The following is a 26,294-nucleotide window of genomic DNA, read 5'->3' on the forward strand; positions in this document are numbered from 1 at the left end:
TATGAGAATTATTGCCGAACTACCACATCCTGATTTTAAAATATCCATTCTGAGCATGAACCAAAAGTTTATTATAAAGATTGAGCAGGGTACTCTGGAGCAAACCTACAAGATAGCCGAGATGGATTTAACTGATGGCGTTAACAGCGTTTTTGAATTACTTGATGAAGAGTTTTTAAAAAAAATAGGCGCCCGCTTTATAGAAATGCGTACCGACTTTAAGGATACTTATTATCGGTACAATTACTAACGGTAATTTACATTAACTATCTAATTTATAAATTGTTATTTCAATCTTTTGGACTTACCTCGCTGTTATTTAATTGGTTATTGTTACCTTGTTCAAGGTGGTCTAAATAATGCCTAAAATAACCTAAACAGAACACTATTCTGACTTTTTAAAAATTGTTGGTTAACTAATACCCGTGGCCACGAACAAAAGTCGTCATAGGAGGATACCATTTTTATTTCTTTAATTCAAAATATCGAGTAATGAAGTGTTAAGTTTAATGCCCCTATTGCGTAAATGCGCACGGATTGTTACATTAGGAATATTATAATACAGCATTGAATTTTCGTTTCTATCCAAATTACGACCATGAAAACCACATATTTTTTTAGTGCAGCACAGGCTCGTCACGTGGATGAGCTTGTTATTTATTTTCTTGCTCCGTTTTTTTCTTGGTTTATCATTTGGCTGTTTTACATAGTAAGTAAAACAACTTCTATAAAACAACTTTCAGCTCCTGGTAAAGCCACTGAAATAGCTCCATTATATGCAACTGCGTTTATTTTTAGCATTATCATCGCCGGAATTACAGCATCTATTTTGACACCTTCTAATTATTCATTTTGGATGCATGCAATCAAGCTATCAGCACTCTTTTTAATTCCGTCTTTTATAGGGGTATATAGAGCCACCAAGGGTTTTACTAATTAACAAAGTTTAGAAAATGAAGATTAATATATTCGTAATAATTGCATTGATTATAATATGCATTATTGGATTCTCAAATTATAGAAATAGACGATTCGAAAAGAGCTTTTTAGGAGTATTAGTTACTATTTGTAGTTTTATATCTTCTATAGTATTTATCACATTGGTGATATATTTATTCGTTGTATTAAGTCCAAAAGTATTAAATTGATTATTTGAGTGGTTTATTCTGTAATGCTTTACTCATAGCATCATCAAAAGTAGTATTACCGCTTTGTCCCTTCTCTAATCCCAAGTTAAGTTGATTGTAGTTTTTATCGACACTTGCTTTTTGTTGTTTACCCCCTGTAAATCTTTTGAATAAGGCGCTATCTGTAGCATAATTTTTTAAATCAGTAACAATTAATTTTTGTTCCTCTGATTTAAAATCTATTGAGGTATCTAAATCATTATAAATTTCAAGTTCAAGCTTTTCAGACATTGTTTTTGCTATGTTGCCTACATTCTTAGCAAATGCAACACTTTTACCCATCACAATGAACATATCAACTACACCCCTCCTAATTAACTCCAACCTATCGGTTTTAAATAATGCCTGTTTTTGGTTTTTATACTTCTCCCCAATATCTAATAATGCCTTTTTTAAATCTGCGGCTGAATAACCAAATAAACTGGCTCGCCTCTCCCACCATTCAGCTCCAGTGCCTTTAAAAATTTTCTCGTAGTGTTCTTTTTCAAAGAAATCTTGCACACTAAAATATCCCATTACCTTGCAAATATCCATTAAGGCTAAAATTTGGCCTTGATTAAGGTATTCTCCATCATTTACTTTTTGGTCAAGTTGAAGTAAATAGTCTCTTGTAATTTTGCCTTGAGCTGTTTTCTGAACCATGGCAATGTGCTTAGCCATTTCGACCGTTACAGCCCAGTCTTTACGTACAGTATTGCCACCTTGATCCAAGTGGACTTTTTTGTCCATCTGGCTAAAGTCTTGATTCTCAACAAATCCATACTCTATCATGCTTGGAAACCATTTCCTAAGTGGAGTCTTGATTTGCAATTCTTCGTGTAGATCACTACCCATTACATAGGGTGTCCCTTTTGGTGAATAATAAACGTCTATCATTTGCTGTTAACTCCTTATATTTTAATCGTACCACCATATTATTAATGATAGTATCAATTTGGCCTTGTAAAGATAGGTGACGGTAGTTGTATTTGAAAACAACTCTTGTACGCATTTATTAAGGTGTTACATACCATCCATAATTACTAACGGTAATTTACATTAACTATCTAATTTATAAATTGTTATAATTATTAAAAAATCGAAACCAAATTTTATTTGGCAAATCGACCCTACTTTTCGCATAAAGTAAATACATTTTATTTTTCATAAATTAAAACTTTAATATGTAAATACTAATTAATTGAAATATACCTATTTATATTAATAAACAAAATTTAATTTGGTGCATAATTTTGCCAAATAAATACAAACTAAGCGGGAATAAGGTCGCAATACCAAAAACCAGAGCGCTTTTGATCAGTAGGTAAAACACAGGAGTCATCAGCATTTTTAGGAGCTTCATATTCCTTAAATATCCTCACCCCGGTTTTGTATTTTATCTCACTTTTAAAAATTGGCCCTTTAAAAGTAAAGGTGTGGAACTCCCCGTTCTCGCCGCAAACGTCCACATCATCTGGCAAAGCGTTTATCAATTCGGGGCTTATCTCCTTGCCAACTATGCGTTCCAAACGTTCCTGGGTGCAGGCTATCACGGTGCCAAATCCGAGGCTAAAGAACTCATTGATCAGTTCATTCGTATCCCGTTTCCATAAAGGATAAATTCCCTGCAAACCCACCTCGCTCAACCGGGTATCACGATAAGCTTTCAGGTCTTCTAAAAATATATCGCCAAAAATAGAATGTGTAATGCCTTCATTTTTAAAATGCGTTAAGTGCTGAAGCATCGCGGCATCGTACTCACTCATACCCGGCATTTCGGGCAGCCGGATCTGGTACAGTGGAATGCCAATACTTTCTGCTTGTTTAATCAGCAATTCAGTTCGTACCCCATGCATGGAGATCCTGTCGGCAGCGTCGTTTATGGTGGTCACCAGGTATTTTATTTCCAGTTCAGGATTTTGAAGGCAGTGGTATAGCGCAAGGGCGCTGTCTTTACCACCGCTCCAGTTGAATATACATTTTTGCATGTATAAATTATTGAATTAGTTAGATTAAAAATTACATTAAAATCAATCAAAAAACATGTCATTTCGACGAGCATGGAGAGGAATTGAGTGTTAGGGCGAGGAGAAATCTTATACGATTTGCATTGCCTGCTTTTCCAACTGTATAAGATTTCTCCTCACCTCTGCACCTCCCTATGCTCGTCGAAATGACATGGGCTTATATTAATGAATTATTTCTTCAGCAACTCATTCACCAAAGCAGGTACACCAACGGTGGCCTTTTCCTGTATCTTGATCACCGGCCCTCTCACATTCACATCAGGTATTTTAGGGTCGACAATATATTTGGGCACCTCGCGGCCAACATAACCTATTAATCCGGCTGCGGGGTAAACCACCAACGATGAGCCTACCAACATAAAGATATCTGTACCTGAGCAAATACGTGCGGCGGTCTCAATCATTGGCACAGCTTCGCCAAACCACACCACATGCGCCCGTAACGGTGAGCCAAGTTCACAAACTTCATCCATCCTTAACTCCCAGCCATCAATAGGATAAGTAAGCTCAGGATTAATACTTGATTGCGAACGGGTAATAATGCCATGTAAATGCACCACGTTAGTTGATCCCGCTCTTTCATGCAAATCGTCGATATTTTGGGTGATGATGGTTACGTGGTATTTTTCTTCCAGTTGGGCCAATGCATAATGCGCAGCATTTGGCTCAGCCTCCATTACAGATTTACGACGGGCATTATAAAATTCCTGCACCAGAACAGGATTATGCTCCCAGGCCTCGGGGGTGGCCACATCTTCAATATTGTAACCCTCCCATAGCCCGTCGCTATCCCTAAAGGTTTTTAAACCGCTCTCCGCACTGATCCCTGCTCCTGTTAGTATTACCAGTTTTTCCATGCTATAAATAAAATTATATCCCCATAAAAAAAGCGACCTGCCTTGTGGCAAATCGCTTCTTCATTTTAATATCGAAAATTAAAGTGCCAGTTGTTTTTTAGTCTGTAAAAAGGCGTATTTACTTTTGGCCAGTTCAAACCCGCCAAATAGCAATAAACCAAATACCAGGTTGCCATATATCATGTTGTACTCAAACGGTATAGCATTTACTAATGATGTACCATAACCAGCTAAAGTATGCGGATAAAGGTTAAGTGTGCTATAAAACCAAGGCAGATCGGTGATCAGCCAATGTATTAAAACCGATGCTAAGGAAGCTAAAACTACATTTAGCACATTTACTTTCTTTATCATACTACCCAATAGCACCATCAGGGCAAAGCTTAAATAAACCCCTATTATGCCATCGTACCCTATAGAAAATTTCGAGGTATATAAATAATTAAGAACAATGTCGGTTGTAAATAGCGTAAGCAATACGGTAAGATAGCCTTTCCATTTGCTTGCAAAATACGCCCCGCCAAATATGGCGATAGCCCCTACCGGGTTAAAGTTACTCAGGTCCTTATATTCAAAAGCGATAAGTCTGAACGAAGCAGCCACCACGATCATTAAAATAAGAACTATGTTCCTGGTTGTATTATCTTTTGCGGTCATGATCAATTTTTATAAGGTAAAATTACTTATAATCTGTATAAATATACAACGATTACTTGTTAACAAATGCAACTTTACCCGGACTTATGCCGGTAGTTATTGAATATTCTTTTTTACCGGTCTTATCAAAGGCATATAAAGTACCGTTGGAGTTATAATCTTTAGCATCGCCAATAAATATTTCGCCTGTTAATGGATCTGCCGTGACAGAATAAGCACTTGTGATCACGGTACCATCACTAATAAAGTTAGCTTGGGCAGGTGTTTGTGTTTTGGCATTATATGCAGCAATTTTATTATCAGCAGTAACATAATATACAAAGTCGCCCTGTACGGCCATAGGTACACTAAAACCTAAATTTAAATCGGTTTGCGATATAGAAACATCATTTTTATTATCAATAATTGACATACCTGGTTTTTTAACTACTACGGGCACCCCACTACTATAATCAGTTATGCCCAATGAAAGAACATAAACATGGCCGTAGGTATCGGCAACTATACTTACAGGGTTACTTATAACTGTAATTTTTTTGGTTTCTGTTAAAGTGTTCAAATCTATTACAGACACTGTATTATCAGGATTACCAAAACTTAATCCACCACTATTTGCTACATAAAGTTTATCATTGCTTACAACCAATTGCTCCGGATTACGACCCACATTTATATACTTGCTAACGGTTAACGTAGCAGTGTCCAATACGGCAACAGTTCCATCATAAGAAGTGATGAAGGCGTTGTTTTTATAAAAAGCTATACTTCTGGGTTGACGGCCATTTTGTTTATCATCCTTAAAACTAATTTTCTTAATAAGTTTACTGGTTTTCGGATTCACAATCTCAACCACATTAGAATAATTAACAACAATATACATTTTTGCTCCATAGATACCTATGTCATTACCTGTATCGCCTAAGCCCTCGCCATTAGCGCTGCTGTAAATATCAGGAGTAAGTTGTTTTGTGGTGTAATCATAATAAGTTAATGTACTGTTATTAGACTGAAAAACACCCTGGTTTAATACATACAAACCCAACCTGCTTGCCGACGGCTTATCTGGCTGAGGATTAATTTTGTCTTTATGACATGACGCCAACACTACAGTAAATGCTATGGCGACCAAAAGAAGATTAAGTTTAATCTGTTTCATATTAGTAATAATTAAATAGTTATTTGAAAGGAAAACCGAAACGAATGCCCCGGCATTGGATAGCTTTGTACAACAAAATAGTTTTTATTAAAAAGATTATTTGCCTCAAAAGAAGTAACCACTGCTTTACCCCTTACTGAAAAACGGTAAACAACAGATGCGTCACTCGTTGAGTAACCCGGAATAAAATCGGCCGGAAGATTATTATTGGTGTAATATCTTGATGATGAAACTACCTGGTTGTAGTAAATCCCGATATGATCATGATCAATACCAGCGTTAACGGACATGGTATTTTTAGGGGTATAAGGTAACTGATTAAGATATATAGACGAAGCAGGATCTGTTACATTTAATGCTTGCTGATAAGAGTAATTTGCAGCTAATGAACCCTTCCATTTCTCTGTTAATTTAACCTGGGTTTTTAAACCTGCATCCAAACCTTTAATATCAACTTTGCCATAGTTTTGAATAGAGCCATTATAAGCATCCTTAGGAATAAATACAATTTTGTTGGTTACGTTGTTATAATAAGCGTCGGCTGTAAATGTTATGTAGTTAAAAAAGCCATTCAAAGCTTTACTATAAGTTGCACCCAGATCAAATTGTTTGGTAAACTCTGGTTTTAAATTGGGGTTACCTATACCCCCATAATAAAGATCATCGAATGTTGGATTGCGGAATATGGATTTATAGAATGCGCGAAATTGAAGGTTTGAGCTATTAAACGGTTGCAAAACAGCCATTACAGTAGGTGAATAGTTATTTCTTTTAGGTGCTCCCCTGCCGCTTTTAACAGTTTCGCTAATATTTGTATTGAGTAAACTTCCCTGCAGGCGCAACTTTCCAATAGTTAGATTTGAAGCAAGCACATTCAGGAAACTCACCCTTGTTGGATAGGGAAAGTTGGGTAGATTAGTATCCAGATCATTAACTGAAAAATCTATAGCATATGAAACTTCCCAGTTTGAGGTAAAATGATAAGCCAGTGCGGCAGACTGGTAAAATTCATGCTGGGTAAAGCGTTGATCCAGCTTTCCTTCAATATTAAAATAATCAGGATTGAGATAACGGAGATATGTATTGGATAATTTTGTATTCAACAACAGATGGAGTCCGCTGTTCCAGATGTGCTCATAACCTGCCTGTGCAAAAAAATCACGGTTCCACAAACGCTCTCTTGATGTTGAGGGATCATATAATATAACCGCATCCGGAAGCCCGCGATCTGAAGTGTAATAGTTAATGTGCAGGTTAAATTTATTGCTGTCGTTTTTTGTCCAGTATAAAGCTCCGTCTATTTGTTTAGCGGTAATATCTCCGTTGTTACGAGTACGAACAGAATCCCCGCTTCCACCCATGGCTTTATATTTGTAATGTCCGTTGGCATTTTCCAAATAACTGTTTACAATAAATGCCCAGTTATTATTGATACGTTGTTGCCACTGCAGGTATGGGTTTATCAGTCCGAATGAGCCACTTTTTATACCGGCAGTGATCTGGTAAGGCTTATTTGCATTTAAAATTGGTTGTACTGTTTTTATAGAAAGGATACTGGCCGAAGCAAATGAACGCGCCGGCATGCAGATTGCAGGCGGCTGACCATTATATAATGTAATTTGTTGTACATTATTCAAATTCAGTTTACTCAGATCAATCTGGCCATTTTCGGTGTCGTTAATTTGTATGCCATCGTATAAAACGGCCGTATGATTAGCTCCCAGGCCGCGTACCGACACTGTTTTTAATCCACCCACCCCACCATAATCTTTTAAAATAACGCCCGCAAAATTCCGGATCGCATCAGCCACGTTAAAAGCGCTATAACGTGCAAAATCAATGGCCGACACCTGTTGGGCGGGTGTAATGGTTTGTATTTGAGGAATAATGGATGATGAAACCGTTACTTCCTTTAACTTTTTGGTGGTATCTGTTTGGGCTGATGATTTGTTATGTGCTGTTACCTGAAATATAATAAGCATTATACCGCATTTATGTGCAGTTAATGAATACTTACAAAAGCAGCGTAAAATTTTCTTCATATTGTTATGCGCAAAACGCTTGGCATACGGTAAATAAAAGTTTTGAAATGAAAATACACTACATGAAGAGCATTCACATTCAAGCTTCAATCCCCGAAAGCCGTGAATAATTATAGTGCCTGGGCAGGTGTTCTGACTTACTCCCCATGTTGCCCCGTCTTCCCATCCGCCTCGGCGGAAAGTGACGTAATGAACGGGCAATGGTTAAAGAGCTTACAGCTGCGGGACAGTTACGGATTTTCACCATATTCCCTTTTAATTCATTTACAGTAATAACTGCATGAAACCTAAAGCACAACAAAAGTAGGATAAGTATTAATATCCACAAACTAAACAATCAGTATATTTATGCCTCATGAAGCTATACTTTACACTACTATTGCTGCTAACCAGTATAACATGTTTTGCCCAGCAGCCTGATACGGTTTTTTTAAAGGGACTTTTGAAAGATCATCCGGAGCTATTCAGCGGCATTTTGAACCACCCTACCCAAAACGAAATACAAATATTGTATACGCAGATAAACAGGGATAAAAACAATATACCACATTTTAAATCATATAGTTATCGCCTTAATGCGAAGCATTATTTTTACCCGGCAAGCACGGTGAAATTACCAACAGCCATATTCGCGCTTGAAAAGCTTAAAGAATTGCATGTTGAAGGATTAACCAAACTATCGGTTATGATAACCGATAGTGCGTTTGCAAAACAAACCAAAGTGAAGGCAGATACTTCGTCTGTTAATGGGCTGCCCAGCATAGAAAATTACATAAAAAAGATACTATTGGTAAGTGATAACGATGCCTTTAATCGCCTGTATGAATTTGTTGGTCGCGAGGAGATCAACCGCAAATTAAAAAAATATCAATTGAACAACACCCGCATAATTGGCCGCCTGTCTGTTGGCGATGCTGGCGAAAGTACAAAGCACACCAACCCTATTGACTTTTTTAATAATGGCAAGCTTGTTTACCATAAGCCAGCTTTGTTTGATAATACAGACTACCCCATGCAACTGGAAAATTTGATACAGGGTAAAGCCTATATGGATAGCAGTGACAGATTGGTAAACAAACCCTTTGATTTTACTCAAAAGAATGTGTATTCCATTGCCGATCAGCAACAGGTATTAAAACGTTTGCTTTTTCCGGAAGCATTCTCCAAAGAGCAGCGTTATAACCTAACCTCTGCCGATTACCAATTCATATACCATTATATGAGTATGTTCCCTACCGAAAATTCAAAACCTACTTATAACCGGCCCGAATATTTCCCGGCGTATTGCAAATTTTTATTTTACGGCGGCGATAGCACAGCAACTATGAAACCCAACATCAGGATATTTAATAAGGTTGGGGATAGCTATGGTTATGATATTGATAATGCCTACATCGTCGACTTTAAAAATAAGGTTGAGTTTATGCTCACTGCTGTGGTGCAATCAAATGAGGATGGCATTTATAATGATAACAAATATGAATATGCTACCGTTTGCCTGCCATTTTTAAAAAATCTGGGGCGGTTTATTTACCAATATGAACTGCAAAGACCCAAAAAGCACCTCCCCGATTTAACCAAATTTAAATTTAATTACAAGCAGGTTAAATAAAATTCGATTAACAAAAACTTAGCATGGCATATGCTGTTTAAATTGTACACATACTTAAACAATATTATGGTATCAACTATAATAAAATATACCGATAACTACCCTGTACTTTATGGCGATGACAGGATAAATTTAAACTGGCCCGAACGTTATACCTCTATTATAGGCGGCGTAAAACTGGGTTTCTCAGGCTTTAAAAACATTTTCTCCAATCCTTTTGCAAGTGTTCTTAAAATTGGTGCCGGCGGGTATCTTTTAAGTCGGGGCATTACCGGGCATTGTGAATTGTATAAACGTATTGGTAAGCTGTCAACTCACCCTATCAATATAAATATCAGGTCTACTTTTACAGTAAATAAACCCAGACACAAGGTTTATAGCTTTTGGCGCAAGCTTGATAATTTGCCCCTGTTTATGAAACACCTGGAAAGTGTGGATATGCTGGATGCCAAACGTTCGCATTGGGTATTAAAGTTACCTACTGAATTAGCAACTGTAAGCTGGAATGCCGAAATAGTGCATGATGAACCAAACGAAATGATAGGCTGGAGCTCCCTGCCTGGTTCTATCATTGATAATGCCGGCAAAATACGATTTCAGGATACTCCTGATGGCAAGGGTACCATTGTTGATGTGGTAATCAGTTACCAGCCGCCGGCGGGTGGGTTTGGCGCAGGTATAGCAAAGATCTTAAACCCTGTATTTAAAAATATGGTTGACAGGGATGTGCAGAATTTTAAACAGTATATGGATATTGATAATGATGCGGAAGAATATGGTGATCAGAGGATTATTGTGATTGAGTAAAATAGGCCCATATCAAAGTCATCCCGAATTTATTTCGGGATCTCATATGCCATATCTACGCCTTGTTACTTGCAAGTGGGATGCTGAAACAAGTTCAGCATGACAGTGCATTTTTACTACAAACCACAAAGGCCGCTAATTGCGGCATTTTATTAAATGTTTTTATCTTTTCCCCTGAGCTTTTGTATTTTATCATACCTGAATACACGCGCAGGTTTTGGATCGCCCTTTCCAACAATAAAATTTTTAGGATATCCTTTCTTCATATAAAAATGTCCCGTTACTTTAACATTTGTGATATGGAGACCGTCAGGTAGGTTATCAGCGTCAATTAGTTTGCTATTTGCAGGTTCCAGGTAAATGTATTCTGCATCGATTGTTTTTATACGGCTATCATTAATAACCCATTGCGCGCAGGTGCAGCCAACATAACCATAAGTAACAATTATAGTTGATGACTTTTTATCCAGTTTTGTTTGGGCCCGCGTTAAATTGGTGCAGGTAAAAATGACTACTACCAGTAATGCTAAATTTTGTAAAGGTTTCATTGGTTCAGGAATTTAATACAAGATAGTACCAAAACCTATTAAAACAAAAAAAGCCTCCTGAGTTAACAGAAGGCTTTTTCTTATAAAGCTTGCGCTAATTATTTTACTGCATCAATCACGGCTTTGAAAGCATCTGGATGATTCATTGCTAAATCAGCCAATACTTTACGGTTTAAACCGATCTCTTTTGCTGCTAATTTGCCTATTAATTGTGAATAAGAAATTCCGTGCTGACGGGCACCTGCGTTAATACGCTGTATCCATAAAGCTCTGAACTCTCTTTTTTTGGTTTTACGGTCACGATAAGCATACTGTAAACCTTTTTCAACTGTGTTTTTTGCAACGGTATAAACCTTGCTTCTTGAACCCCAATAACCTTTGGCGAGGTTCATGATCCTTTTCCTGCGTCTTCTCGACGCTACTGCGTTAACTGAACGTGGCATCTTGTTTGATTTTGGTAGTGAGTGCCTGCTTTTACAACAGAACTTAAAACTCTAATACCTGGTTAAAAAATTTGTGAATTACTTTCCGATACAAAGCATACGTTTTACGTTTCCTGAATCAGCATCAGATACTAAACTGGTGTGACCAAGGTTACGCTTACGTTTTGTTGACATCTTTGTTAAGATGTGGCTTTTGTATGCGTTCTTTCTTGTGATTTTACCGGTTCCAGTAAGCTTAAAACGCTTTTTAGCACTGGAATTGGTTTTCATTTTTGGCATAACTTTATTTATTTGTTTGTTTAACTTACAAATGTGCAACCCTGCAGACTTGTAAATGTCTTTATATTAGATAGTGAGGCTGTGTAAATCTGAAATTTGCACAGCTGCACATCTTAAATCTATTTTTTAGCAGCCTTTGGAGCAAGGGTTAAAAACATCCTTTTTCCTTCAAGCTTTGGTAATTGCTCCACCTTACCAACTTCTTCAAGCGCCTGTGCAAAACGCAGCAGTAATATTTCACCCTGCTCTTTGTATACAATGGCACGCCCTTTAAAGTGTACGTAAGCTCTTACCTTTTCGCCGGATTCCAAAAACTTGATGGCATGCTTTAATTTAAACTCAAAGTCATGATCATCAGTATTAGGCCCGAAACGGATCTCCTTAATAACTGTTTGCTTGGCATTGCTCTTGATCTCTTTCAGCTTTTTCTTTTGTTCGTAAATGAACTTGTTATAGTCCGTTACTTTACAAACCGGTGGAACAGCGTTTGGAGATATTTCAACCAGGTCCAATTCCTGCTCCTGTGCAATTGCCAGTGCATCTCTTAAAGAGTAAACTCCCTGCTCTACGTTATCGCCTACCAGACGAACTTCCTGAGCTCTGATGAATTGGTTAATGTTGTGTTCAGCTTCTTTTTTCTTAAAAGGAAGCCTTGGTCCTCTATTGAAAGGTTTGTTTAATGCCAAGTTATACTTTTATTTCTTTAGTTATTTGTTCTTTAAAATCTTCTATGCTCATGCTCCCTAAGTCACCCTGACCATGCTTTCTGACAGAAACCATGCCTTCGGCTGCCTCTTTCTCACCTACAATCAACATATAAGGGATCTTCTTGACTTCAGCATCGCGTATCTTCCGCCCTATCTTCTCGTCTCTAAAATCAATCAGCCCGCAAATATCGGAATCTTTTAACACATCAGAAAGTTTTTTTGCATATTCCTCGTATTTTTCTGATATCGGGAGGATAATGAACTGCTCTGGCGATAACCACAGCGGAAAATTACCCGCGCAATGCTCAATTAATACGGCAATAAAGCGTTCCATGGAACCAAAAGGTGCCCTGTGGATCATTACCGGGCGGTGTTTCAGGTTGTCGCTGCCTGTATATTCCAGCTCAAAACGCTCAGGCAGGTTATAATCTACCTGTATGGTGCCCAGTTGCCATTTACGGCCTAACGCATCCTTCACCATAAAGTCAAGCTTAGGGCCGTAAAACGCGGCTTCACCAAGCTCTGTTACGGTGCGTAAACCCTTCTCTTCGGCTGCTTCAATGATAGCTGATTCGGCCAAAGCCCAGTTTTCGTCTGTACCAATGTATTTTGCCTTGTTTTCAGGATCGCGCAGGGAGATCTGTGCAGTGTAATCTTCAAAGCCCAGGGCTTTAAAAACATACAATACCAGGTCAATTACCTTCATAAACTCTTCTTTTACCTGGTCGGGGCGGCAAAATAAGTGCGCATCATCCTGAGTAAAGCCACGTACACGTGTTAAACCATGTAGCTCACCACTTTGCTCATAACGGTAAACAGTACCAAACTCAGCTAAACGTACCGGAAGGTCTTTGTACGAACGTGGTTTAGTTTTATAGATCTCGCAGTGGTGCGGGCAGTTCATCGGTTTTAAGAAGAACTCCTCTCCCTCCTGCGGGGTTTTTATGGGCTGAAATGAATCGGCGCCATATTTTTCATAGTGTCCCGATGTTACGTACAGGTTTTTATGCCCAATATGTGGTGTAATTACCTGCTCGTACCCGGCTTTAACCTGTGCTTTTTGTAAAAAGTTAGTCAAACGCTCGCGTAATGCGGTACCTTTTGGTAACCACAATGGCAGGCCCATACCTACTTTTTCAGAAAAGGCAAATAGTTCCAGTTCTTTACCCAGCTTGCGGTGATCGCGCTTTTTAGCTTCTTCAATCATGTGCAGGTAATCAGTAAGCTCACTGGCCTTAGGGAAAGTAACACCGTAAATACGTGTAAGCTGCTTACGGGTTTCATCACCACGCCAGTAGGCACCGGCAAGACTCATCAGCTTAACCGCTTTTATAAAACCAGTGTTTGGAATGTGAGGTCCGCGGCATAGGTCGGTAAAATTACCTTGTGTATAAAAAGTGATGGAGCCATCGGGAAGGTCCTTGATCAGGTCAAGCTTATACTCATCACCTTTTTCAGTAAAATATTCAATGGCATCGGCTTTACTTACCGGTTTACGTATGTATTCTTCTTTGGTTTTGGCCAACTCAATTATTTTATCTTCTATCTGCTTAAACTCATCAGAAGACAGTATCTTATCACCAAAATCAACATCATAATAAAATCCGGTTTCAATGGCAGGGCCTATACCGAATTTTGTACCCGGATATAAAGCCTCCAGCGCCTCGGCCATTAAGTGGGCCGATGAATGCCAGAAAGTCGATTTACCCGAAGTATCGTTCCAGGTTAATAATTTAACATGGGCGTCCTGCTCAATGGGGCGGCTGGCATCCCAAACCTGACCATCAACTTCGGCTGCTAATACGTTACGTGCTAATCCTTCAGAGATCGACTGCGCGATCTGCATAGAAGTAACCCCTTTGTCATACTGACGAACGGAGCCATCGGGAAGTGTAATACTAATCATCTACAACTATGATTTAAATTTTATAAAATTACGTTTAACAATCACCTACAAAGTGATCGTATATTTTGAGGTGCAAAAATAGGGATTTATTTGACAAATTACAGCCATTTAAACCCGTCATCCTGAATTTATTTCAGGATCTCTCGCGCTGGTTATCGCTATTCAGATGGGATGCCGAAACAAGTTCGGCATGACTAAGTGTTATTTTAAATATTTCTCGTTAATGATATTGATATGGTGCAGTTCATGCCCAGCAATGTGATAGGCCAAAGCCCTTACAGTGGCGTCATTGGCTGTACCGGTACCATGACCCATCCTGTCAAAAGCCTCATCGGGCAAGCCATTAAATAAAGCTATGGTTGCTCTCCGCACCGCTTCGTACTCCTCAAAAATGTTATCAAGATCCCTGTTATCAGCATCAGAATAGGTAGCATACGCATCCTGATCAAAGCCTATCAGGTTATTTTTTTCATTGCGCGCAAATCGCAGGGCGCGGTAGGCAAAAATGCGTTCGTCATCAATAATATGTACCAATACTTCTTTAATACTCCATTTGCCCGGCGCGTACCTATGGTACAAAACACTTTCGGGCAACGAGTATATCAACTGCTTTACCATATTAAAATTATTCCGCAGATATTTTAGAATAAGCCCATCTGTGGGTAGCAGTTTCATATACATGATGGCATAAGGCGGATACTCTCCCGGTCGAGGCGGTGATATTATTCTCATGATCAAATTTGCGGATTGAATTATAAATTACCAAAAAAACGAACGTATTCCTTATGGGAATACGTTCGTTTTAAATATTCATTACTCACAAAAACCAAAAGCGGGACGCTTACAATAGCATGAGTACAAAAGACGGAACGTTTAACGAGCACTTTAAACTATAAACGTATCAGGCCTAAGGGTAACATCCCCAATTTCGCTGGATAAGGTATTAAAAAGTTCCATGTCGGTTTTTTTATCAGGCAAGCCATCCGTTAATATACCCGGAATGCCGGCAGCTCTGATCACTTTTGCAAAGCCCGAGGGTGAAAATACGGTGATCGTTTTGGTTGGAATTTGCCCTGTTGCTGCCAGAGCGTGCGGCTTCCCTTTTGGAATAGTATACCCCTGTCCCGGATGAAGAACAATAGTGCCTGTATCGGTAAATATGGTTAGCTCACCTTCTATAACATATTCCGTCTCTGCGTATTGATGATGTATGTGCGGCGGGGTCTTGGAACCTGGTTGTGCAACCCCCTCAATAAAATCATATTGTCCATCTGTATCATCACCATCGGCTATAATGTTGCGATGGATACCAAGTAGCCAAAAGTTATTTTTCATGGATTTTTATTTCAAAAATCGACAGATTAAACAATTGTATAAATCCCTAAACCTGGTTAGAGCCATCCCCAATTAGGGTGTATAGTATAAGTGATATCTCCGCTGGCGCATGCGTGTTGCTGCTCCCGCAAGCGTTCCGTTTGTGGTAATTATGCAGCTATTTTAAGATATTCATTACACGAAAAAACTGCGAGTAGGACGCTTGCGGTAGGGAATCATTCAAACATGCACGCTTAAATGGGCGGAGTATTTTCGTATCTTATACTAAAGCCATTGATTTCCTTTTCTGCCGACGAAAAAAGATCAATAATGCTATTAAATTCATTTTCCAGGTTTGCTTTACTAATATCAAAATTCCTCCAGATTAATGTAACGGGGAGGTCAATCGAGCTTGTAAGACAGTCCCAAAGAGCATTCAAGTTTTCACCATAGTATTCCGGAAATCCTAATTTTTTTTTAATCTCCAGGTGAAAATCATCTATTGTTGTAATTCGTTCCCCTTCAATAATTATATCCATAAATTTTTATAACGATCAATCCGAAATCGAACATCTCAATTTCGAAATCAAAAACTACACATTCCCCCACCCCAATGCCAGCACATCGGCAAGGTGCATGGTTTTAATAGGCAGGTTGTTTTTATCGATATAGCTTTGCAGGTGCAGTAAACACGAAGCATCTGTTGATATAATGTATTCTGCTCCTACTGCCAGCGCGTTATCAACTTTTTGCTGGGCCATGGCGGTGGAGATACCATCAAACTTAACAGCAAAGGTGCCACCAAATCCGCAGCAGGTTTCGCTATCTTTTAGCTCCAACAATTCAAGGCCGAGCACTTTAGAGAGCAACTGACGGGGTTCGTTCTTTATTTTACATTCACGCAGGGCTGCGCAGCTATCATGGTAAACAGCCTTGCCGTCCAGTTCGGCACCGAAATAATCAAACTGCAGGATGTTCACCAAAAAATCAGACAGTTCATAGATATTGCCCTGTATGTTTCGGCACTTGTTGTGCACGGCTGTATTGGTAAACAGGTCATTATAATAATTTTTAACCATACCGGTGCAGGAAGCCGATGGAGTTACGATTACGCTATCGTCCGAAAAATCATTCAGGAATTTACTGCCAACGGCTTTGGCATCGTCCCAAAAACCAGCGTTAAAGGCCGGCTGACCGCAGCAGGTTTGGTTTGGGTTAAAACTAACTTTACAGCCTGCCTTTTCCAGCACCTTCACAGTATTAAAAGCAGTATCAGGAAATAATTGGTCAATAAAACAGGGGACAAATAACTCTATCTTCATCTCTTACACAAAATTACACGGCGCTAAATTCCATATTTTTCTTAATCTTTTTTTCTGCCGATAACAAAGAAAGCAATAATACCAATCCTATTATAAAGAAACCGCATAATGCCAATGCAGAATTACGCATACTACCTGTTAACTCTTCGATAAATGCAAAACTGAACATGCCCCCTACTATTGCCAGCTTTTCGGTTACATCATAAAAGCTAAAGAACGATGCAGTATCCGGAATGTTTTCGGGTAAATATTTAGAATAAGTTGATCTTGAAAGCGACTGTATACCACCCATAATTAAACCAACCACAATGGCCAGCATATAAAACTGTGGGATGGTGGTTATAAAATAAGCCGCTATACATGCCCCTATCCAAATGACAACTACCATCAGCAAAACTTTTACATTACCATAAATAGCCGATAAACGCGACATTAATGTAGCGCCGCCGATAGCTACTAATTGTATAATGAGGATGATCTCGATCAGGCCACTGGTTTCCATTTTTAATACTTTGGCCCCGAAACCGGCGGCAACCAGCATAATGGTTTGCACCCCCATGGAGTAAAAGAAAAATGCAGGCAGGAACTTTTTTAATAAGGGCATGGTTTTAACCTTTGCCCAAACATTAGCCAGTTCAATAAAGCCCCCTTTTATAATATTATGGCGATGGGTTTGCGCATTGGGACTGCCCTTTGGCAATACAAAAAATGGTATATAGGCAAATGCTATCCACCAAATACCCACCAGTAAAAAGGATAGTTGGGCCGCCTTGCCATTGGTTAAGCCAAAGGTTTTAGGCGAAAGCACAAAAACCAAACATATAACCTGCAAAATAACACTGCCAATATAACCATAGGTAAAACCTTTAGCGCTTACCTTATCCTGCATGTCGAGGGTGGCAATTTCAGGCAGGTAAGAATTATAAAAAACAAAACCACCACTATAACCAATAGCTGCAAGAGCAAAACAAATGATGCCAAACTCCAGGTTATCGGCCCCGAAAAAGAACAAGCCACAGCATGACATGGAACCCAACCAGGTAAAAAACTGCATGAATATTTTTTTATTACCCCTATAGTCGGCAATGGACGACAGTATGGGTAAAAGCAAAACCATGATCATGTAGGCAGCGGCAAGGGCGTAGTTAGATAGTGCAGTATTAATAAAGCTTTTGCCAAAAAACATAACTCTATCGCCATTTTTAGCGTTTGCCGTAATAGCCACATAATAGGCCGGAAAAATGGTGGAAGTGATGACCAGGTTATAAGCCGAATTGGCCCAATCAAACATAGCCCAGGCCCTGATGACTTTCTTATTGTTTTTGGTTTCCATTGAACAATAAAAGTATGCAATTTTTGGAGCTTCCAAAAAGAATCAGGAGATAAGAGTTGATGTGTACTTATGCTAAATAATAAAAAGCGTCATTGCGAGGTACGAAGCAATCTCTAAGCTATACAGAGCGACCTTAATTGACCGACCTGCCTGTGTAGAGATTGCTTCGTACCTCGCAATGACGTATGTTTTATCTTGTCTCTTGATTCTTTTCTCTTGACTCTAATACTCTACTTACTGGCCCATTTTTGCTGTAGTAGTTTTATAAAGTACCCTCCTACCACACTGCGTGCCTGGAAACCTACCTGTTTGCCATTAGTGGTTTCGTGCCAGTCACTTAAAGGTACATGGGTCGGTGTTTCGATAGCGTATTTATAAACCGGGTTGGCCAAAGCTTCAAAATCAGCCCTTTTGTTAGCTAAGGTAGCTGTCCAGATGATCCAGTCACTTTTTGTATAGGTTTTACGGCTGTCAAGTGGCAAACCATATTCATTTTGTTTGGTGAGATAAAATTTAACCTCACGGTCATAAACAGACTGTGGGAATAGATTTAATCCTAATATTTTATCCCAAACTATATTATACTTCTGGCTCCAGGTATCTTTTTTATCAAACACTAAAGAATAATGATCGCCGGCATCGGCCATTTGCATCCATTTGGCAACCATTTCTTTAGCCATTGCCTTGTATTTTGCAGCCACATCCTTTTGACCAAGCAGGTCGGCTAAATGCGCGTAACAGCCCATCCCAACAATGGCCTTTGCCGATAAATTGGCATTGCGTGCCAGGTGACCCGCAAAATCATCTGTACATAGCTGGTTAGCCGGATCTAATCCTTCCTTCGCCAAATAATTAGTCCAGGCAGTTAATATTTTCCAGTGTTTTCTGGCATACTCCGGGTTATTGCCATTCGCTCTGACTATAGCGGCTGTTAATGCCAACATATTGCCTGATTCTTCAACAGGCATACCTTCTCCATAAGTTTGACCATTAGCCAAAGGATAGGTACCCAGGTCATGCGCGGCGAAATCATGTGCAAATTTTCCGCTTTCACTAAAGTAGAAAATACCGTTAAGCATTCCTTCCATCAGCTTAGGATTATAGATCAGGAATAATGGAGCTGACGGATAAGTAACATCAACAGTATTGATAGACCCATTGCTAAAGTTTTCTTTTGACAGGAACAATGTTTCTCCTTTCGGACTTTTTACCAGTGCATGGGCAGAAATACTCTGGCGATAAGCAAGTACACAAAGCTTTGCGTAATCTTCGCCTCCTGCATTTTTAGTGTCCTTATACATAGAGGCATTAAACACCCCGCACTTTTTCAACACCACCGAATACTCCAAAGCAGCTTTAGCCAATACCTGTTCAATGGTTTTGGTTTGTGCTGTTTGCCACCAGGGCTTTAAATTGGTATGGAAATATTGTACCGGATTAATATCATCATAACCCAGCTCCACAAACTTTTCGATAGCCATTTTACCTACCATACCAAAAGGTATCACGGTATTTAAAACCAAACTACTCCCCTCTTTGGCGGTCGATTTGCTATCGCCACTAAAAAAAGAATTAACTGCTTCCTTACCAGTGCTTACATATTGTAAAGCCTTAGCCGTTTTGGGTACAGCTACGTACATATAACCCCAGTCAATACGCAGGTCATCACCTTTCTTTTGCAGAACAGGTTGCTCAACTGTGCCTGCCTTTAAAATAGTCAGTGTATTGGTTGTATATTGCTGTGTAGTTATGACTTGCTGTGGTGTGTTCCTGGCCACATCGGTAGATGCGCTGAAATAAACTTTTACATTATGCGCTTTGCCATCATTTGATTTAACCTTATAACTGATATAAGATACAGGTCTTGATAAGATACTCAGATCATTCATGAGTAGTGGTGAAGTGAAGGCGAGCTGGAGATCGGCCTTGCCACATTTAAAGTTATAAATGGTTTGGGTAGCATTCAAAGTCACGCTTGTTTGCTTCGCTGTTTCTAAAGCTGCATGTTCAGTGGGTTTTAACTCATCGGCAAGGCCAGCATCAAGCCATGCGCCACCGCCGGTATTGGTACAATGTAAAGCCAGTACGTTTTCGCCCTTTTTTAATTTACTTACAGCATCAGCATTAAGTGGAAAATACTGCAGATCGCCATTTGCACCACTTTGTTCCGCTATTTTCTCGCCGTTAAGGTAAATCTCTACATCATCGTCATGGTGCAGTTTTAGTGAAAGTTTATTAAAGTCGAGGTTGTTGATGGTGAAAGTTCTCCGTACCCAGATATTCTTGCTTGTCCACAATGTTTTAGCCGCTGATTTGTCATCACTAAACGGAGCTGTGCCGGTTTTCCAGCTACTGTCATCAAATTGTGCAGTTGCCCATTCTTTGGTCGGTTCTGCTTCAGTGTACTTACAGGTGTATGGTTTTTCATTAGCAGCGGCCAATACGGTTTTATACTCAGCAGATTCCTTACCCATAAAGCGGTAAACAACATCATCTACCTTTATTAAACCTAATAATGACTGATCTTTACCTGTCCAATGCCGGGTGGTCGACTCATTAAGTTCGTCAGAAAACGACCAGATACTGAAATAAGGATTGTGTGTAATAAGTGGATAAGCCGGTGCTTTGGTAGCCTGTGCCCGGGCAAAAAGACCGGTGATTACCATGCCGGCAATTAATGAAAACCTTTTCATGTGTTTTATAAGTGGTTAATGCAATATAGTAAATTAAGCACTGTAAATATTTGTATTTTCTTTTTTAAAACGGACAGACTTTTACAAAAAGCGTCAATTCGACGATTAATTGAGACGATATGTAGAAGATGTGCCTTACACGTATATTTTAGTTACCCAAAGCAAATTTAACTGCCGCTTTGGAATGAATGAGCATAGTATCAAACAATGTACCTGGGGTATCATGATTGCTGATGAGTAAGGGAATTTCTGTACAACCCAATATTACCCCTTCGGCACCAGCGGCTATCAGCTGATCAATAATTGACAGATAGCGCTCTTTGGTTTCGGGTTTAAATATGCCTTTACCCAATTCGTCGGCAATGGTATGGTGTATAAAGGCCCGGTCTTCATCACCCGGGATAAGGGTTTTAATGCCATGCTGCGTCAGTTTATCTTTGAAAAAATCCAACTCCATGGTAAATTTTGTTCCCAGCAACCCGACTGTTTTAAGGCCCTTGCACTCAATTTCGCGGGCAGTTTCGGTAGCAATGTTTATAACAGGCAGCTGAATGTTTTGCTCCAGCTCATCAGCTATTTTGTGCATGGTATTGGCGCAAAGCAAAATGGCGTCGGCTCCGCTTTGTTTTAAATTTAAACTGGCATTGGTGATCATGTTCAATGTCGACTTCCAGTTATTGGTCTCATTATTATGCACAATGTCGGCATAATTAAAGGAGTGAATAATGCATTGCGCAAAGTTGAGGCCGCCTAATTTTAGGTTGATGCCTTCGTTTATATGTCTGTAGTATTCTGTAGTTGAAACCCAGCTGATACCACCTATTAGTCCTAAAGTTTTCATTTAGTCAAAACTAATAAAATGCATAGACGTGTGCAGATTTACTTAAACAATTCAAAACTATATTGGGCTACGCTCCAAAACTCATCAAGGGCAATAATACGGGGTTTAAAAAACGAGATAAGTGCAGGCCAGTCGTCGCGGTTAAAGATACTGGTGGCAGGCAAAATTTTAATAATACGACTTACAGTTTTACGGTTTTCGTCGGTTACGTGAAGCTGCCATTCCCATTCTTCGTTAAGATAAGTATGTAGTAGAGTCTTTAGTTCCTTGAACTGTTCATATATAAGTTCCTGCATCCCGGCATCGGGATGCGATATTTCAATAGCTATATATGCCGAACGATTATCGGCCTGCATTTTAAAGTTTAAATGCTTGATGCCGGTTTTATAATTTATCCAGTTGGTTTTTAAGCCATCGGCCGATAATTGCGGCGCTATGTATTGTCCGAATGCGGTCCAAAAAGCCTGTCTGATTTGTGATGCCTGGTCTTTTGAGTACAATTTATTTGATTTGCTGTTTAGTTAAGCGCCAAAATTAGGGAAAATAAATCCCTTCATCTTTATAAAACACAAATGCAGGAAACCCTTTGTAAAGCCCTGCATTTGTGTCTGAAATCATTTGAGTAAGATGTAGAGCCAAGCTTACCACCTGTTCCAAAATGCAGGTGGTTCAATACCAAGCGACCGGAGGTAAACGTAACCTTGGGCACGGTGATGGATTTCGTTATCAATAAAGTAAAGCAGCAGATCGATGATTTTCCCTTCATAGGCTCCGAAGGCCAGATCAACTTCCTGGAAACGTTGTTGCGGAATCTGATGCCATACCTGGTTAATTTGTACTGTTATCTGATCCCACAGTTCCAAAAGCTCTATTTTAGACTTGAATTTTACTTTTTCTATAGCATGATCAAGTTCTGCAACCGGTTTCCATTCGCCGGTAACAATACCATCAATGCCATCTTTACTGAGATCCATTATTTCTAAGGCCAGGTCTGCCATAGGCCGCATCCCTCCTATTGAATAGTTGAATATTTTATCTTCGGGAAAGGCTTCAATCGTTTTCCTGGTTAAACGGCGGTGGCCTTGCCAGTGTTCTAATAAAGCTTCGGACGAAATGATCTGCTCAACCTGAGCGTTTACTTGCTGATGAATTGCATTTGTTTCCATGGTTTTATTTGTTTTAGTGATTACAGAACAAAGAAACCTATGGCTAATGACAACCCTATGTCAACAGTGAGGTGAGGTTTTGAAATAAATTTATTGAAGCGGATAACTGAAACAATAATTTAATTTTGGCTATGGGTGTTTTGTATAAATGAAACGATCTGTTCCAGTTCATTTATTGATAGTGATCCTTTTATATACTGCCACTCAGATCCGTCATTTTTAAATATTATCTGGCCAAGAAAATCGGGATTGTTTTTATCATCCAACAATGGTTTGCTTTCGCCAATTTCCGGGGCTATTTCCTGAATTTCCAAAAGGTCCATTTTTTGCTTATCAGTATCTTTATAAAGCGTATAAATGCCGGTAAGATCCAATTTATCATTTGCTGATTGCGTCATTACAGGCTCAATGATAATGTTTCTTGTGGTACCGTTATCTTTTTTAATGCTTTGGCTTATTGTACGTGTCATAGTATTCTTTATTTAGGCGTCTATTCATAGTACAAATCAGCCGGGTAATTGTTCGGGTTCTTATTTATTCTAACGCATAAAAAAAACCGATAACTGAATAAGTTATCGGTTTGTGCGGAACGCGATCATTACCAGATAAGCATTATTTAGCAAACCCATCGAGCTCAAAATCCAAAGAAACGGAATTCATGCAAAATCGCTTATGTGTTGGAGGAGGGCCATCATCAAAGATATGCCCTAAATGGGAGCCGCAACGTGCGCAGATCACCTCCATCCGCTGCATCCCATAAGAATTATCAGCACGGTAAATCACACTGTTTTTCCGAATCGGCTCAAAAAAGCTTGGCCAGCCGCAATCACTGGCAAATTTGGCATCCGACCGGAACAGTTTGTTGCCGCAAACCGCACAATAATAGGTTCCTTTCGCTGTACTATTCCAAAATTTACCTGTAAAAGCTTGCTCAGTAGCCTGCTCCCTTGAGGTGGCATATAAAGCTGGTGGCAGTATCTTTTTCCATTCGGCGTTTGATACATTCAAATGCCGGGTATCTGTATTAGAATAGTAGGGATTATTTTTATGTTCATTATTAGCTTTAAGCTGTTGTGAATAAGCAGTAAAAGTCGATATGGTCAAGATCCAGGATAAAATGATGGCTGTTCTCATTTTTTGAGTTTGTCTTTAAACACCTTTTTAAACTTTTCCAGCTCCGGCTGGATCACATACTTACAATAGGACTGGTTGCCATTTTGTGCAAAATAGTTTTGGTGGTAATCCTCCGCTTTATAAAATACCTTATATGGCGTTACCTGGGTAACGATCTTGCTTTTATAAGCTTTCTCGGCATTCAGCTTGGCAATATAATACTCTGCTTTTTGTTTTTGAGCCGTGTTGTGGTAAAATATCGCTGACCGGTACTGTGTACCAACATCATTCCCTTGCCTGTTTAGTTGGGTTGGGTCATGTGCTACAAAAAACGCTTCGATCAATTCATCATAGGAAATCTGCGCCGGATCATAAATGATATTACAGGCTTCGGCATGACCTGTGGTTCCGGTGCAAACTTGTTTATAGGTGGGATTAGCTACAGTTCCGCCAGAAAAACCGGACACGACCGTTTTAACACCTTTCAATTGTTTAAACTTCGCTTCGGTACACCAAAAACAGCCCGTCGCAAAAGTGGCTGTGTCTGTTTTGGACAAAGGTTTTACAACCCTGCTATGAGGCAGGGCAAATACCGCAAAACCGGTAGTTAGTAATAAGGCTAACAAGCCTGTAAATTTCTTGATCATAATAGAGAATACGTAAAAATACAACGGGTAGATATATAAAGCAAAAATGTGATCCGTACATGACATTCAGCCTATAGTCGGCCTGATCACTCCCACTTTTGCCAAATCCTTCTGGTGTTCATTAAAATATTGTCGATCAGCATCCATTCATCGACACATTCATCCTGCTGACCGATAATATTTATTGGCTGAAAAAATTGGCGATACTTTCGGATAAGCAAACTAAAACAACTTATTAAATCATGAAAAAGTTAATACTTTTCTCGGGTGTGAGCTTACTAATAACGGTCTGCATCCTGGTAGCTTGTAAAAAGAGCAACGAAACAACAACTACAACAACTACCACTGCTTCAGTTTCGGCTTTAATTTGTGGTTCGGCAGTAGTGTCATCAACTGCAACCGTTAATACAGCATTTAGCGGCAGTGCTACTATACCTTATACAGGTGGCAACGGCGCTACTTATACCGCAGGCACCGCTATCGCTTCAACCGGGGTTTCCGGACTAACGGCAACTTTAGCTGCGGGTACATTAGCCAGCGGCGCGGGTAACATCACATATGCCATTACCGGTACACCAACGTCAACGGGTACCGCCTCGTTTGCTATTACCTTTGGTGGGCAAACGTGCAGTTTTTCAGTCACTGTAGATGCTGCAAGTACCACAACAGGTTGCTCTACCTCAACAACCATTGCATCAAAAGTAGTATGCTTAGCCAATGCTTTTTTAGCAACGCTTACTACTACACAGCAAGCATCTGTTGTACTTACATTGAACCTCAGCAATGCGAAAAGATGGTCAAATCTGCCATGCGGGCTTTCGTGCAGAAACGGATTAGCATTTAGCAGTTTAAGCAGCACACAGTTAGCCGCTGCAAAAGCTGTTGCACAGGCGGCTTTTGGAACAACAAGCGGGGAAGGTTATGACGAATTCATGCAAATTATGGCTGCCGATGACTACCTGGGGCAAACTGCTTCCGGCTACTCTTCAGGCAACTATGTTATCGCGTTTTTGGGTACCCCAACTACAACAGGGAAATGGATGCTGCAAATAGGCGGGCACCATTACGCGCAAAATATTACTTATGATGCCGGCAGCGTTACCAGTATCACACCTTTGCACCAGGGAGTAGAACCCAAAGGCTCATTTACTTTAAGCGGAACTACCTATAGCGGTCCAATGGAATCTGAGCATACTGCTATGCAAAATATGCTTGGTTCTTTCACAAGTACCGAATTGGCTTCGGCAAAAATATCCGGTACTTTTTCAGACTGTTTGATGATACCTGGCTCTACCACTAATACATTCCCAACCACCAAACAGGGAATTCAGGTAAGTACATTGAGCAGTGCCGCACAGGCAAAAGTGCTGGCAGCCATGGTGCCATGGATTAACGATCTGGATGCCACTTCGGCGGCTGCTTTTACCACCATTTATCAAAATGAACTTGCCAATACTTATGTCTGCTACTCCAGCAATACATCTGCTGTTGCCGGTACAGCCAGTTCATTTTTAACAACTAATACTGATTATGTAAGAATAGATGGACCAAGTGTTTGGATAGAGTTTATTTGCCAAACAGGTGTGGTGATCGCTTCACAAATACATTATCATAGCGTTATGAGAGATCATAGCCGTGATTATATAGGTTTATAAAAA

28 protein-coding genes and 1 riboswitch are annotated in these 26,294 nt (G+C 39.6%); of the genes, 5 read left to right on the plus strand and 23 right to left on the minus strand.

Annotated features, from left to right (window positions below):
- The first annotated feature begins 1 nt into the window (after nt 1).
- Nucleotides 2–250, plus strand: a complete 249-nt coding sequence (locus tag M2273_RS02845; protein WP_429392750.1) for a hypothetical protein — start codon at nt 2–4, stop codon at nt 248–250.
- Nucleotides 251–598: 348 nt separating this feature from the next.
- The gene (locus tag M2273_RS02850; protein WP_429392753.1) at nt 599–940 is read left to right on the plus strand and encodes a hypothetical protein; all 342 of its coding nucleotides are present in this window, start codon (nt 599–601) and stop codon (nt 938–940) included.
- A gap of 208 nt (nt 941–1,148) precedes the next feature.
- On the opposite strand, the gene M2273_RS02855 is transcribed toward M2273_RS02850, so the two are convergent.
- The 6 genes from M2273_RS02855 to M2273_RS02880 form a co-directional block, all read right to left on the minus strand.
- Complete coding sequence (locus tag M2273_RS02855) at nt 1,149–2,063, minus strand: antA/AntB antirepressor family protein (RefSeq protein ID WP_429392756.1); 915 nt, start codon at nt 2,061–2,063, stop codon at nt 1,149–1,151.
- Between the two features lie 374 nt (nt 2,064–2,437).
- Nucleotides 2,438–3,154, minus strand: coding sequence for a diphthine--ammonia ligase (locus tag M2273_RS02860; protein ID WP_429392759.1), 717 nt, complete (start codon nt 3,152–3,154; stop codon nt 2,438–2,440).
- A gap of 209 nt (nt 3,155–3,363) precedes the next feature.
- Complete coding sequence (locus tag M2273_RS02865) at nt 3,364–4,050, minus strand: SIR2 family NAD-dependent protein deacylase (protein WP_429392762.1); 687 nt, start codon at nt 4,048–4,050, stop codon at nt 3,364–3,366.
- 78 nt (nt 4,051–4,128) lie between these two features.
- Complete coding sequence (locus M2273_RS02870; RefSeq protein WP_429392765.1) at nt 4,129–4,707, minus strand: DUF6580 family putative transport protein; 579 nt, start codon at nt 4,705–4,707, stop codon at nt 4,129–4,131.
- A 52-nt stretch (nt 4,708–4,759) separates the two neighbouring features.
- A complete protein-coding gene (locus M2273_RS02875; RefSeq protein WP_429392768.1) occupies nt 4,760–5,863 on the minus strand; it encodes a DUF5074 domain-containing protein in 1,104 nt (367 codons plus the stop codon).
- 11 nt (nt 5,864–5,874) lie between these two features.
- Complete coding sequence (locus tag M2273_RS02880) at nt 5,875–7,845, minus strand: TonB-dependent receptor plug domain-containing protein (RefSeq protein ID WP_429392771.1); 1,971 nt, start codon at nt 7,843–7,845, stop codon at nt 5,875–5,877.
- A 165-nt stretch (nt 7,846–8,010) separates the two neighbouring features.
- Nucleotides 8,011–8,211, minus strand: a riboswitch (cobalamin riboswitch).
- A gap of 49 nt (nt 8,212–8,260) precedes the next feature.
- On the opposite strand from M2273_RS02880, the gene M2273_RS02885 reads away from it, so the two are divergent.
- Entirely contained in the window at nt 8,261–9,517 is a 1,257-nt protein-coding gene (locus M2273_RS02885) for a serine hydrolase (RefSeq protein ID WP_429392774.1), read from the plus strand.
- A gap of 66 nt (nt 9,518–9,583) precedes the next feature.
- The gene (locus tag M2273_RS02890) at nt 9,584–10,324 is read left to right on the plus strand and encodes an SRPBCC family protein (protein ID WP_429392777.1); all 741 of its coding nucleotides are present in this window, start codon (nt 9,584–9,586) and stop codon (nt 10,322–10,324) included.
- Between the two features lie 152 nt (nt 10,325–10,476).
- Here the strand turns inward: M2273_RS02890 and M2273_RS02895 are convergent, their stop codons facing one another.
- The 17 genes from M2273_RS02895 to msrA all read right to left on the minus strand — a co-directional run bounded on the left by M2273_RS02895 (nt 10,477) and on the right by msrA (nt 24,636).
- Nucleotides 10,477–10,872 carry a hypothetical protein gene (locus M2273_RS02895; protein WP_429392779.1) on the minus strand — a complete coding sequence of 132 codons (396 nt, stop codon included), beginning with the start codon at nt 10,870–10,872 and terminating at the stop codon, nt 10,477–10,479.
- A gap of 98 nt (nt 10,873–10,970) precedes the next feature.
- Nucleotides 10,971–11,315: a 50S ribosomal protein L20 gene (gene rplT / locus M2273_RS02900; protein ID WP_076369188.1), complete on the minus strand. Its 345-nt coding sequence runs from the start codon at nt 11,313–11,315 to the stop codon at nt 10,971–10,973.
- A 78-nt stretch (nt 11,316–11,393) separates the two neighbouring features.
- Nucleotides 11,394–11,594: a 50S ribosomal protein L35 gene (gene rpmI, locus M2273_RS02905; RefSeq protein ID WP_429392782.1), complete on the minus strand. Its 201-nt coding sequence runs from the start codon at nt 11,592–11,594 to the stop codon at nt 11,394–11,396.
- 119 nt (nt 11,595–11,713) lie between these two features.
- Entirely contained in the window at nt 11,714–12,280 is a 567-nt protein-coding gene (infC, locus tag M2273_RS02910; RefSeq protein WP_091207084.1) for a translation initiation factor IF-3, read from the minus strand.
- 1 nt (nt 12,281) lies between these two features.
- Nucleotides 12,282–14,207, minus strand: coding sequence for a threonine--tRNA ligase (gene thrS / locus M2273_RS02915; RefSeq protein WP_429392785.1), 1,926 nt, complete (start codon nt 14,205–14,207; stop codon nt 12,282–12,284).
- 201 nt (nt 14,208–14,408) lie between these two features.
- Nucleotides 14,409–14,939: a DinB family protein gene (locus M2273_RS02920; RefSeq protein ID WP_429392787.1), complete on the minus strand. Its 531-nt coding sequence runs from the start codon at nt 14,937–14,939 to the stop codon at nt 14,409–14,411.
- 153 nt (nt 14,940–15,092) lie between these two features.
- The gene (locus M2273_RS02925) at nt 15,093–15,542 is read right to left on the minus strand and encodes a cupin domain-containing protein (protein ID WP_429392788.1); all 450 of its coding nucleotides are present in this window, start codon (nt 15,540–15,542) and stop codon (nt 15,093–15,095) included.
- Nucleotides 15,543–15,775: 233 nt separating this feature from the next.
- On the minus strand, nt 15,776–16,060 hold the full coding sequence (locus M2273_RS02930; RefSeq protein WP_429392790.1) for a barstar family protein: 285 nt from the start codon (nt 16,058–16,060) through the stop codon (nt 15,776–15,778).
- A 54-nt stretch (nt 16,061–16,114) separates the two neighbouring features.
- Nucleotides 16,115–16,843, minus strand: a complete 729-nt coding sequence (locus M2273_RS02935) for a (Fe-S)-binding protein (protein WP_429392792.1) — start codon at nt 16,841–16,843, stop codon at nt 16,115–16,117.
- A 13-nt stretch (nt 16,844–16,856) separates the two neighbouring features.
- Entirely contained in the window at nt 16,857–18,176 is a 1,320-nt protein-coding gene (locus M2273_RS02940) for an MFS transporter (RefSeq protein WP_429392794.1), read from the minus strand.
- A 230-nt stretch (nt 18,177–18,406) separates the two neighbouring features.
- Nucleotides 18,407–20,869 carry a glutaminase domain-containing protein gene (locus M2273_RS02945; protein ID WP_429392795.1) on the minus strand — a complete coding sequence of 821 codons (2,463 nt, stop codon included), beginning with the start codon at nt 20,867–20,869 and terminating at the stop codon, nt 18,407–18,409.
- A 148-nt stretch (nt 20,870–21,017) separates the two neighbouring features.
- Complete coding sequence (locus M2273_RS02950) at nt 21,018–21,710, minus strand: aspartate/glutamate racemase family protein (protein ID WP_429392797.1); 693 nt, start codon at nt 21,708–21,710, stop codon at nt 21,018–21,020.
- Between the two features lie 38 nt (nt 21,711–21,748).
- Nucleotides 21,749–22,210 carry a DUF4268 domain-containing protein gene (locus M2273_RS02955; protein WP_429392799.1) on the minus strand — a complete coding sequence of 154 codons (462 nt, stop codon included), beginning with the start codon at nt 22,208–22,210 and terminating at the stop codon, nt 21,749–21,751.
- 141 nt (nt 22,211–22,351) lie between these two features.
- Entirely contained in the window at nt 22,352–22,876 is a 525-nt protein-coding gene (locus tag M2273_RS02960) for a DinB family protein (protein WP_429392801.1), read from the minus strand.
- Nucleotides 22,877–22,995: 119 nt separating this feature from the next.
- Complete coding sequence (locus M2273_RS02965; protein ID WP_429392804.1) at nt 22,996–23,346, minus strand: hypothetical protein; 351 nt, start codon at nt 23,344–23,346, stop codon at nt 22,996–22,998.
- Nucleotides 23,347–23,488: 142 nt separating this feature from the next.
- Nucleotides 23,489–24,010, minus strand: coding sequence for a peptide-methionine (R)-S-oxide reductase MsrB (gene msrB, locus M2273_RS02970; RefSeq protein WP_429392806.1), 522 nt, complete (start codon nt 24,008–24,010; stop codon nt 23,489–23,491).
- On the minus strand, nt 24,007–24,636 hold the full coding sequence (gene msrA / locus M2273_RS02975) for a peptide-methionine (S)-S-oxide reductase MsrA (protein WP_429392809.1): 630 nt from the start codon (nt 24,634–24,636) through the stop codon (nt 24,007–24,009). The genes msrB and msrA overlap by 4 nt, the downstream gene beginning before the upstream one ends.
- Nucleotides 24,637–24,878: 242 nt before the next feature.
- On the opposite strand from msrA, the gene M2273_RS02980 reads away from it, so the two are divergent.
- Nucleotides 24,879–26,291, plus strand: coding sequence for a DUF3500 domain-containing protein (locus M2273_RS02980; protein WP_429392811.1), 1,413 nt, complete (start codon nt 24,879–24,881; stop codon nt 26,289–26,291).
- Nucleotides 26,292–26,294 lie beyond the last annotated feature (3 nt).

Source organism: Mucilaginibacter lappiensis, assembly GCF_050433765.1.
GTDB lineage: Bacteria > Bacteroidota > Bacteroidia > Sphingobacteriales > Sphingobacteriaceae > Mucilaginibacter > Mucilaginibacter lappiensis_A.